Source organism: Peterkaempfera griseoplana, from assembly GCF_001418575.1.
GTDB lineage: Bacteria > Actinomycetota > Actinomycetes > Streptomycetales > Streptomycetaceae > Peterkaempfera > Peterkaempfera griseoplana.
The window spans coordinates 1-10,435 of the sequence record NZ_LIQR01000638.1; the positions used below are offsets into that span (position 1 = coordinate 1).

Sequence of the window (10,435 nt, forward strand, 5' to 3'; positions counted from 1 at the left end):
ACCCACTCCCGCCCAGCGCCCGGTTGCCCCAAGCCCCAAGCCTGCGAGCCGGCCCGGTACCGGACGCACCCGGCCGACTCCGCCGACGCGGCCCAGCGCTGGTCCCGCCCAGCGCAGCCCACCGAGCGCCGTCCCACCCGGCTCAGTCCCAGCGCCCGCGCACCACCCGGGCCCTTGCAGGACCCAGCCCTATGCCACCGGCCGCCGGCCGGGCGGCGGCCGCAGCGCAGGCCACCGGCTCCGGACGGAGCGGCCGAGACCGGCGCAGAGCTGACGCACTCCGGCCAGGTCGGCCCGGTCCGCGGTGATCTCCTCGACCACCCCCAACCGGTGCAGCAGCCGCTGCCGTGCGGTCACGGTCCCCCAGCTCCAGTCCCGGTGCCGGACGCGCGCGAGATGATCGGCGGTGCCGCGGTAGGCCCGCTGGACCAGGGCGTCCCCGCGGATCAGCCAGCCGGCGCAGGCGTCCGCGAGGTCGCCGGAGCGGGTCGTCCCGGTCGCGGTGTACCAGGCGTCGTCGTACGCGGCCTCGGCCCGGTCCAGCAGCTGCGGCGACGGCACGGTGACGCACCAGCAGGTGGGGAAACCGATCCGCAGATAGGCCAGCTCCACCAGGCCGTCGCCCAGCGCGGCCTGCTCGAAGTCGACGAAGCGGACCCCGCCGGGGGTGTGCAGGTCGTTGCCGGGGCAGGGGTCGCCGTGCAGCAGTGCCCGCCCCGGGGCCCGGGTGAGGCGGGCGAGCAGGTCGTCGAGTTCGGCCGGTGCCCGTGCGGGGATGTCGGCGTCCAGTCGCCGGGCGAGGTCGAGGAAGGCTGCGGCGTCGTCGGCGGTGGGGCCGCTCCAGACGGGGAGGACGGCGGAGTCCTCCGGCCGTGCGGCGGCGTGCAGTCGGGCCAGCGTGGCGGCGTAGCCGACCATCCAGTCGTCGGCCGGCGCCCGGTGCTCCAGCCGCTCCAGTACCAGGACGCGCGCTGCCGGGTCGGTGCCCAGCAGCCGCGGTGCGACGGGTGGGTCCACCCGTGCGGCCAGCCGCAGCGCGGCGGCCTCGCGGGTGTAGCGCTCGTCGGCGTCGGGCCCGTCGACGTGCTGTTTGACCACGGCCGGGCCGCCGGGGAGTTCGACGTGCCAGACCCGCGAGCGAGGGCTGCTGCCCAGCCGTCGTGCTGCGCCCGGCGGACCCAGCTGCGCCCTCAGCGTGTCTCCGAATGGCAGCTTCGACGTCATGCGGACCATCCTCGCAGGGCACCGCAAGGGGGCGGAGCGGGCCGCCTGCCCGAAGGGCCCCCGGTGCCGGCGCGCCGGACCGGGCCGGCCGGCTGTCGAAAAACGGGTGCCGGGAGCGGGGTCGGCCGATAGCCTGCCCGCCGGTCGCGGGCTGGGACGGCTACGGAACAGTGGGGACGGGGGACGGCGATGGCACTGGTGCGCAGGGGTTCACGGCTGATCGCGGTGGACGGGGCGGAGTACCGCTGGCGGGTGCGGCCCAGGCCGACCTACTGCCAGGGGATGGGCTGGTCAGCGCTGACCTTCGCGGTGGAGCGGGTGCACGAGGCCGACGGTGTGCCCGGCACGGTGCTGGTGGTGGATGTGGGGGCGGCCCGGCCCGACAACTGGCTGGGGCGGCCGTCGATGAGCGTGCTGCCGTCGACCGTTGCGGCGGCGGTGCGGCTGGCGTTGGCCGGCGGCTGGGAGCCGGAGCGGCCGGGGAGGCCGTTCCTGGTCGGCCCGCAGGAGTGGGCGGCCCGGGGACCGGCGGCGGACGGGCCGGCGGTCCCCGGGGCCGCATGAACGCTCAGGCACCCCGAACACTCAGGCACGCCGAGCACTCCGGCACCCCGAACACTCAGGCTCGCCCGACACTCAGGCGCGCCGGACGCTCAGGGCTGCCCGGCCGGTCACGCTTCCTGAACACTCAGGACCGCGCAACCGACCAGGCCCTCTGAGCGCTCACGGCTGCATGACCGGCCGACTGCGATATGACTACCCGTCAGCTCACCCGATGGTCACGGCTGGAGGACGGTCACCTCGCCGATGCCCAGCTCCCGTACCGGATCGGCGATCACCGAGGCGTCCCCGACCAGCACGGTGACCAGCCGCTCCGGGGGGAAGGCCGCCACCACGGCGGCGGTGGCCTCGGCGGTGCCGGTCTCCGCGAGCCGCCGGTAGACCTGCGCCTGGTAGTCGTCGGGCAGGGACTGCTCGACCTGGTCCGCGAGGGTGGCGGCGACCGCGGCGGAGGTCTCGTACTTCAGCGGCGCCACCCCCACCAGGTTCTGCACCGCGACGTCGCGCTCGGCGTCGGTGAGTCCCTCGGCGGCCAGCGTCCGCAGCACCGTCCAGGTGTCCGCCAGCGCCGGGGCGGTGGACGGGGTGTCCACCGAGCCGGTGATGGCGAGCAGCACCCGGCCGGAGCCGTCCGGGGCCGAGCGCAGTGGCTGGCTCAGGGCGCGGACGCCGTAGGTGTAGCCCTTCTCCTCGCGCAGCACCCGGTCGAGGCGGGAGGTGAGGGTGCCGCCCAGGCAGTAGGTGCCGAGGACCTGCGCCGCCCAGGTCTCGTCATGGCGGTCGGCTCCGACCCGGCCGATCAGCAGCTGGGTCTGCACCGAGCCGGGCCGGTCAACGATGATCACCCGGGCGTGGTCGTCGGCCTTCACCGGGGTGGGGGTGGCGGGGGCGGCCTTGTCGCCGCTCCAGGCACCGAGGGTGCGGGCGAGGATGCCGTCCAGGTCCACACCGTCGAGGTCGCCGACGATCACGGCGGTGGCGGTGGCCGGGCGGACGTGCGCGGCGTAGAAGGCCTGTACGGCGGCCCGGTCGATGGTCCGCACGGTCTCGGCGCTGCCGGCCCGGGGCCGGGAGAGCCGGTCGGCGCTCTCGAAGAGGTCGCCGTAGAGCGCCAGGGCTGCCCGGCGGGCCGGGTTGGCCAGCTCGTGGACGATCTCGTCGAGGCGGTTGGCGACCAGCCGCTCGATCTCGTGCTCGGGCAGTGCCGGTGCGCGCAGTGCGTCGGCGAGCAGGGAGAGACCGCGCTCCAGCCGGGAGACGGGGACCTCCAGGGAGACCCTGACGCAGGGGTGGTCCGCGTGGGCGTCCATGGTGGCGCCGGCCCGCTCCAGTTCACCGGCGAACTCCTCGGCGGTGAGGGTGTCGGTGCCCTCGCTGAACGCCCGCGCGAGGATGGTGGCGACGCCGTCGAGCCCTTCGGGTTCTGCGGCGAGCGGGGCGTCGAGCAGCACCTCCACGGCGACCAGCTGCTGGCCGGGGCGGTGGCAGTGCAGCACGGTGAGGCCGTTGTCCAGGGTGGCGCGCTCGGGTGCCGGGAAGGCCCACGGGGTGGGGGCGCCCGCCTCGGGACGGGGGTGGAACGTCATGGTGGGCTTGATGCCGGTCATGCGGCGCCTCCCTCGGTGGCGTCGGCCTCTCCGTTGACCGCGGGGGCCTCGGAGATCTCGGAGCTGTCGGGGGTCTGCGGTGCTTCGCCGGCCTCGGGGTGGACCGGCTCGTAGACCAGGACCGCACGGTTGTCGGCGCGCAGCCGCTGCCGGGCGATGTCCCGGACCTCCTCCGCGGTGACCTCCAGGACCCGGGAGAGGGCCGAGCCGGCGAGGGCGGGGTCGCCGAAGAGGACGGCGTAGCGGCAGAGTTCGTCGGCCCGGCCGGAGACGGTCTGCAGCCGGTCCAGCCACTCGCGCTCGATCTGGGCCTGGGCCCGCTCCAGCTCCTCCGGGGTCGGGCCCTCCTCGGCGAACCGTGCCAGCTCCTCGTCGACGGCGGCCTCGATGGCCTCCACGGTGGCGTCGCCGGAGGTCTTGACGTCCAGCCAGCCCAGGGAGGGGGCGCCGGCGAGGCGCAGCAGTCCGAAGCCGGCGGCGACCGCGAGCCGGTCGCGGCGCACCAGCCGGTTGTAGAGGCGGCTGGACTCGCCGGACCCCAGCACCGTGAGGGCCAAGTCGGCGGCGTCGGCCTCCCGGGTGCCGTCGTGCGGCAGCCGGTAGGCGGCCATCAGCGCGCGCGAGGGGACCTCCTCGCGGACGGTGAGCCGCAGCTCCTCACCGCTGACCGGCGGCAGGGAGCCGTCGACGGGTGCGGGTTTGCCGTCGTGCGCCGGGATGGTGCCGAAGTACTTCTCGATCCAGCGCAGCGTCTCGTCCGGGTCGATGTCGCCGACCACGGAGAGCACCGCGTTGTTGGGTGCGTAGTAGGTGGAGAAGAAGGCCTGTGCGTCCTTCAGGGTGGCCGCGTCCAGGTCGGCCATGGAGCCGATGGGGGTGTGGTGGTAGGGGTGCCCCTCGGGGAAGGACATCGCGGTGAGCTTCTCGAAGGCGGTGCCGTAGGGCACGTTGTCGTACCGCTGGCGGCGCTCGTTCTTCACGACGTCGCGCTGGTTGTCCAGGCTGGTCTGGTCGAGGGCGGCCAGCAGCGACCCCATGCGGTCGGCCTCCAGCCAGAGCGCGAGCTCCAACTGGTGGGCGGGCATGGTCTCGAAGTAGTTGGTGCGCTCGAAGCTGGTGGTGCCGTTGAGGGAGCCGCCGGCTCCCTGGATCAGCTCGAAGTGCCCGTTGCCCTGGACGCTGGCCGAGCCCTGGAACATCAGGTGCTCGAAGAGGTGGGCGAGGCCGGTGCGGCCCTTCACCTCGTGGCGGGAGCCGACGTCGTACCAGAGGCACACGGCGGCCACCGGCGTGAGGTGGTCCTCGGAGAGCACCACGCGCAGGCCGTTGGCCAGGCGGTGCTCGGTGATGGCGAGGCCTCCGGAGGAGGAGGCGGGGGCCGGGTTGGCCATGCTGGTCGGGTCCTTCCCGTCGCTGCTCGGTGGTGGTTCCTGCTCGCGGGCGGGGGGCTGTGCCCCTCGTGGTGCCCCATTGTGGTGCAACGAACGGGACGCCCGGAGATGCCTGTCCGGGCGGGGTGTTCGCCGCAGGCGGAAGCGTCGCGGCGGCACGGCGGTGGCCTGGTGGTTGCGCGGCGGCGCGGGACGCGGTGCGGGGTGGTGGCCGGGTGTGTCGTAGGAAGGGGCCACAATAGGGAACCGCCGTGCCCGTACGGCGCCGATCGACGCTGACCACGCAAAGGAGCCCGCCCGCGATGGCCCGCCGCAGTTCGCCTCCCCCGCCCGCCGGCGACTTCGAGGAGCGGATCCTCGATGTCGACGTCGTGGACGAGATGCAGGGCTCCTTCCTGGAGTACGCCTACTCCGTCATCTACTCCCGTGCCCTGCCCGACGCCCGTGACGGCCTCAAGCCGGTGCACCGCCGGATCGTCTACCAGGCCAATGAGATGGGCCTGCGCCCGGACCGCAGCCATGTGAAGTCGGCCCGTGTGGTCGGCGAGGTGATGGGCCGGCTGCACCCGCACGGCGACGCGGCGATCTACGACACCCTGGTGCGCCTGGCGCAGCCGTTCTCGATGCGGCTGCCGCTGATCGACGGCCATGGGAACTTCGGCTCGCTGGGCAACGACGACCCGCCTGCCGCGATGCGGTACACGGAGTCCAAGCTGACCGCCGCCGCGATGGCGATGGTGGAGTCGATCGACGAGGAGACCGTCGACTTCGGCCCCAACTACGACGGCAGCGAGCGCGAGCCGCTGGTGCTGCCCGCAGCCTTCCCGAACCTGCTGGTCAACGGCACCACCGGGATCGCCGTCGGGATGGCGACCAACATGCCGCCGCACAACCTGGCGGAGGTGGTGGCCGCTGCCCGGCACCTGATCCGGCACCCGGGGGCCGACCTGGACACCCTGATGCGGTTCGTGCCGGGCCCGGACCTTCCGACGGGCGGCCGGATCGTGGGCCTGTCGGGCATCCGGGACGCCTATGAGACCGGCCGCGGCACCTTCAAGATCCGCGCCACCGTGTCGGTGGAGAACGTCACCGCCCGTCGCAAGGGCATCGTGGTCACCGAGCTGCCCTACAACGTCGGCCCGGAGAAGGTGATCTCCAAGATCAAGGACCTGGTCGGCTCCAAGAAGCTCCAGGGCATCGCCGACGTCAAGGACCTGACGGACCGTGAGCACGGTCTGCGGCTGGTGATCGAGGTCAAGAACGGCTTCGTGCCGGAGGCGGTGCTGGAGCAGCTCTACCGGCTGACGCCGATGGAGGAGTCCTTCGGCATCAACAACGTGGCGCTGGTGGACGGTCAGCCGCTGACCCTGGGGCTCAAGGAGCTGCTGGAGGTCTATGTCGACCACCGCTTCGAGGTGGTGCGCCGGCGCAGCGAGTTCCGGCGCGGCAAGCGGCAGGACCGGCTGCACCTGGTCGAGGGCCTGCTGGTGGCGCTGGTCGACATCGACGAGGTCATCTCCCTCATCCGGGCCAGCGACAACGCCGCCCAGGCCAAGGAGCGCCTGATGGAGCGCTTCGGGCTGTCCGAGATCCAGACCGCCTACATCCTGGACACCCCGCTGCGGCGGCTCACCCGGTTCGACCGGATCGAGCTGGAGGCGGAGCAGGAGAAGCTCCACAAGGAGATCGCCGAGCTCACCGAGATCCTCGACTCCGACGCCAAGCTGCGCAGCGTGGTCTCCAGCGAGCTGGCCGCCGTGGCCAAGCAGTTCGGCACCGAGCGGCGCACCGTGCTGCTGGAGGCCGGTGCGGTGCCCGCCGCGGCCGCCGTGCCGCTCCAGGTCGCCGACGACCCCTGCCGGGTGCTGCTCTCCTCCACCGGGCTGCTGGCCCGTACGGCGGACGGCGACTCGCTGGAGCCGAGCGAGCGCCGCGCGAAGCACGATGTGATCGTCTCCGCGGTGGCGGCCACGGCCCGCGGCGACATCGGCGCGGTGACCTCGGCCGGGCGCGTGCTGCGGCTCAGCGTCATCGACCTGCCCGCCCTGCCGCCCAGCTCCACCACGCCCAACCTCGCGGGCGGCGCTCCCGCCAGCGAGTTCCTGCCGCTGGCCGCGGAGGAGCGGGTGCTGGCCCTGACCACGCTGGACGAGTCCTCACCCGGCCTGGCGCTGGGCACCGTGCAGGGGGTGGTCAAGCGGGTGGTGCCCGACTGGCCGGCCAACAAGGACGAGTTCGAGGTGATCGGCCTCAAGGAGGGCGACACCGTCGTCGGGGCGGTCGAGCTGCACACCGGCGAGGAGGACCTGGTCTTCATCACCTCCGACGCCCAGCTGCTGCGCTACCCCGCCGGCCAGGTCCGTCCGCAGGGCCGCCCGGCCGGCGGCATGGCCGGCGTCAAGCTGGCCGACGGCGCCCGGGTGCTCTCCTTCACCGCGGTCGACCCGGCCGCGGACGCGGTGGTCCTCTCGGTCGCCACCGCCACCGGGACGCTGGACGGCGGCACCCAGACCACCTGGAAGCTCACCCCCTTCGAGCAGTATCCGCGCAAGGGCCGGGCCACCGGCGGCGTCCGCTGCCAGCGGTTCCTGCGCGGGGAGGACGCCCTCGCCTTCGCCTGGGCCGGCCCCTCCCCGGCCCGCGCCGCCACCTCCGCCGGAGCCCCGGTGGAGCTGCCGGAGCTCGACCCGCGCCGGGACGGCTCGGGCATCCCGGTCACCCACCAGGTCGCAGCGGTGGCAGGACCGGTCTGATCAGGAGTCTCTGATCCCTGAGGGACGGACCCGGTGGCCGGTTTGCCACCGGGTCCGTCCCTCTGTGCGATTGGCTGACGCCCCGTCCGGGAATCACCCGGGGACAGACACAACGAGGTCCTGGGCACACCGCGAAGGCAATCCGTGCTGCCAACGCGGATGGTGGCATGTTCGGGGGCGCATATGGAGGCAGGACGGGCACCGTCCCGCGGGATAGCCCGCTACGCCCTGTGGACCGCGCTCGCCCTGGCAGCCGTCGCCACGGTCTGCGTCGCATCGTTCGCGCTCAGCGGATGGATGATCGACGCGGTCGAGCGAGGGAGCGGGAGCCAGGCCGCAGCGACGGCACGGGGCAGTGCGGGGCAGTATTTCGAGGCCGCGGGCGCGGTCTTCTCAGGGCTGGCGCTGCTGCTGGTCGTGGCAGGGGTATCGCTGCAACGGCAGGAGTTACGGATGCAACGACAGGAGCTCGCACTTCAACGGGCAGAGATGACCAACTCGTGCACGGAATTGAGACGCAGCGCCGAGGCCCAGGTCCGCGCCCTCCACGTGGATCTCCTGAAGATGGCCATCGCCGACCCCGATCTGGCTCGGGTCTGGCCCGACTACGAGCCTTCCCTGCCGCACAGCACCGTGCGGAAGCATCTGTACGCCAACCTGATTTTCGCCCATCTTGTGATGCTGCACCGCCTGAGCAGCCAGGATTCGGAAGCTGTGCGCGGCTACATCGGGCTCCTCGCCGAGAGTCCCGACTTCCGTGCCTACTGGGCCGCCGCGCAGAGCTATCGGAACATCCTTCCCGTCGACTCGGACGAACGCCTTTTCGGGAGCATGGTCGACGACGCACTGGCCGGCCTTCCCGAGAGGGACCCCCGGGAGGGCTAGCTCCACCACCAGGGGCCCGCGGCGAAAATCATGCGCGTGACGTGCAAGAACGTCACCCGTCACGGCACTCGGAGGCCGTACCGCCACGGGCATTGGGGTGAGTCCGATTTGATCTACGGGAATCCTCACCTGTATCACAGAGGCCGCAGTACTCTTCTCCGTACGTTGGACGCGGGCACCACACGCGTCCAAAGAGAACAGGTGGCCAGGTGAACGTCGAGCGACGGCTCGGTCCGTCCCCGCGGGAGCGCGGTTGCGCGGGCGGCGGTGGCTGCCCCGACCTCTTCGAGCTCGCCGACGGGAACTTCGCAGTGATCGGCGCCGAGGCCACCGCCGCCCTGATCGGGTCGCTTCCCGCCGACGCGGGTGTGGGCGGGAACGAGCGCATCGTGGTGATCCCCAGGGAGCTGCTGGTGCGGGCCAAGGCGGAGATCCCCGATCTTTAGGCCCGGCGTAGGGTGGCACAAGTGAGCACTTGTGCGACTCTCTCCGCCGAACTGTCCGAGCCGTTGGCCGCGACAGCGGCAAGCGCCATGACCTGGCTGCTGCTGGAGCAGTCCGGGCCCTGGGGCGCCAAGGCTCCGGTCGAGAGCCACCTCGACGCGGAGGTCGGCCGGGCCCTGGACCGGGCGGCGAAGGGCACAGGGGTCCGCATCGCACTGATCCGCAGGCCGGGGCGGCACGCCGACCACCACACCGCCGAGCGGCACCGGGTGATCGTCGCGCACACCGCCCCCGGCTCGTCATGGGTACGCAGGGAGACCGTCGGGAACCCCGCCGAACTGCTGGACCTGGACTTCGCGGCCCTCGGCGGCGGCGACCACGGCGGCCTCGGCCGTGAGCACACCGGCGACCCGCTCGCCCTGGTGTGCACCAACGGCCGCCGTGACCGCTGCTGCGCGCTGCTCGGCCGTCCCCTGGCAGCGGAGCTGGCGGCCTCGGGTCACAGCGAGGTGTGGGAGGTGACCCACCTCGGCGGTCACCGCTTCTCCCCCACCATGCTGGTACTGCCCTTCGGCTACGCCTACGGCCGGCTGACGGCCGCCGCCGCCAAGGAGGTACTGGCGGCCACCGCCGACGGCCGGATGACTGCCGAGTGGTGCCGTGGCCGCTCCTGCTGGGAACGCCCCGGCCAGGCCGCCGAACTCGCCGTTCGCCGGCTCGTCGGCGAGGAGGACGCCGACGCCCTCGCGGTCACCGCCGGCTCCCCGGCCCAGGACGGACTGTGGCGGCTCCAGGTGTGCCACACCGACGGCAGGGCCTGGGAGGTGGAGGTGGCCCAGGGCCTCTCTGAGCCGCCCCGCCCGGAGAGCTGCGGCAAGTCCCCGGGCACCCCGGCCCGCATGGACGTCCGGACTGTCACGGCCCGGTAGTCCCGTCCGGACCGGCGGACCGCAGGACCGCAGGACCGCAGGAGCACTGGGCCACTGGCCGCCGGCCGGCCACGGCCTCAGTGGCGATGCGGGTGCAGCCCGTGCCGCAGCTGCGGATAGCGCCGGTAGATCCGGGCCATCAGTGCCGCCTCCGCCTCCCGGGCCGCGTCCATCAGCGCCAGCAGGTCCAGGAAACGGTGCGCGGTCTCCACCGTGGTGCAGCCCCAGGCGATGCCGTCCTCCTCCCTCAGGCACAGCTCGGGGAAGGCCAGCCCCATGCTGCCGGTCGCCACCCGGAGTTCCGCGACCACCTCATGCCCGTCGGCCGCCGCCCTCATACCGCGTCCTCCAGCTCGGCCCAGACGGTCTTCCCCACCGGGCTGCGGTCCAGTACACCCCAGCGCGCCGCCAGGTGGTCCACCAGCAGCAGCCCCCAGCCGCTCTCGGCACCGGGCCCGGGCTGCGCGGGCGGCCCGGGGCGGCACTCCCCCCGGGCGTCGGACACCTCGATCCGCAGCACCGGCGGATCGGCGGAGAGCCGCAACTCGAAGTGACGGCCCGGCAGCCGGCCGTGCAGCACCGCATTGGCCGCCAGCTCGGCCACCACCAACGCGGCCGAGAACGACATCCCACCCCCGGGC

10 protein-coding genes are annotated in these 10,435 nt (G+C 73.2%); 5 read left to right on the forward strand and 5 right to left on the reverse strand.

All coding sequences use genetic code 11. The features are described from left to right. Window positions 1-189: 189 nt before the first annotated feature. Window positions 190-1,224 carry an aminoglycoside phosphotransferase family protein gene (locus AOK09_RS34520; protein ID WP_055591151.1) on the reverse strand — a complete coding sequence of 345 codons (1,035 nt, stop codon included), beginning with the start codon at window positions 1,222-1,224 and terminating at the stop codon, window positions 190-192. A 189-nt stretch (window positions 1,225-1,413) separates the two neighbouring features. Here AOK09_RS34520 and AOK09_RS34525 point away from each other — a divergent pair, with 189 nt between their 5' ends. Next, a complete protein-coding gene (locus AOK09_RS34525) occupies window positions 1,414-1,788 on the forward strand; it encodes a hypothetical protein (RefSeq protein ID WP_055591152.1) in 375 nt (124 codons plus the stop codon). A gap of 215 nt (window positions 1,789-2,003) precedes the next feature. Here AOK09_RS34525 and AOK09_RS34530 read toward each other — a convergent pair whose 3' ends face one another. After that, the gene (locus AOK09_RS34530) at window positions 2,004-3,392 is read right to left on the reverse strand and encodes a M16 family metallopeptidase (protein WP_055591153.1); all 1,389 of its coding nucleotides are present in this window, start codon (window positions 3,390-3,392) and stop codon (window positions 2,004-2,006) included. Then, entirely contained in the window at window positions 3,389-4,783 is a 1,395-nt protein-coding gene (locus AOK09_RS34535; RefSeq protein ID WP_055591154.1) for a M16 family metallopeptidase, read from the reverse strand. The genes AOK09_RS34530 and AOK09_RS34535 overlap by 4 nt, the downstream gene beginning before the upstream one ends. Before the next feature lie 302 nt (window positions 4,784-5,085). Between AOK09_RS34535 and AOK09_RS34540 the strand changes: the two genes are divergently transcribed. The 4 genes from AOK09_RS34540 (at window position 5,086) to AOK09_RS34555 (ending at window position 9,794) form a co-directional block, all read left to right on the forward strand. Then, entirely contained in the window at window positions 5,086-7,536 is a 2,451-nt protein-coding gene (locus AOK09_RS34540) for a DNA gyrase/topoisomerase IV subunit A (protein ID WP_055591155.1), read from the forward strand. Window positions 7,537-7,719: 183 nt separating this feature from the next. Continuing rightward, window positions 7,720-8,421 (forward strand): DUF6082 family protein, encoded by a 702-nt coding sequence (locus AOK09_RS34545; RefSeq protein ID WP_055591156.1) that lies wholly within the window; start codon window positions 7,720-7,722, stop codon window positions 8,419-8,421. 209 nt (window positions 8,422-8,630) lie between these two features. Continuing rightward, on the forward strand, window positions 8,631-8,867 hold the full coding sequence (locus AOK09_RS34550) for a hypothetical protein (RefSeq protein WP_055591157.1): 237 nt from the start codon (window positions 8,631-8,633) through the stop codon (window positions 8,865-8,867). A gap of 21 nt (window positions 8,868-8,888) precedes the next feature. Continuing rightward, window positions 8,889-9,794: a sucrase ferredoxin gene (locus AOK09_RS34555; RefSeq protein ID WP_055591158.1), complete on the forward strand. Its 906-nt coding sequence runs from the start codon at window positions 8,889-8,891 to the stop codon at window positions 9,792-9,794. A 77-nt stretch (window positions 9,795-9,871) separates the two neighbouring features. Here AOK09_RS34555 and AOK09_RS34560 read toward each other — a convergent pair whose 3' ends face one another. Then, window positions 9,872-10,132 carry a hypothetical protein gene (locus tag AOK09_RS34560; RefSeq protein WP_055591159.1) on the reverse strand — a complete coding sequence of 87 codons (261 nt, stop codon included), beginning with the start codon at window positions 10,130-10,132 and terminating at the stop codon, window positions 9,872-9,874. Beyond that, on the reverse strand, window positions 10,129-10,435 hold a 307-nt coding region (locus AOK09_RS34565), incomplete at its 5' end, for an ATP-binding protein (protein ID WP_169797108.1). The genes AOK09_RS34560 and AOK09_RS34565, both read right to left, overlap by 4 nt.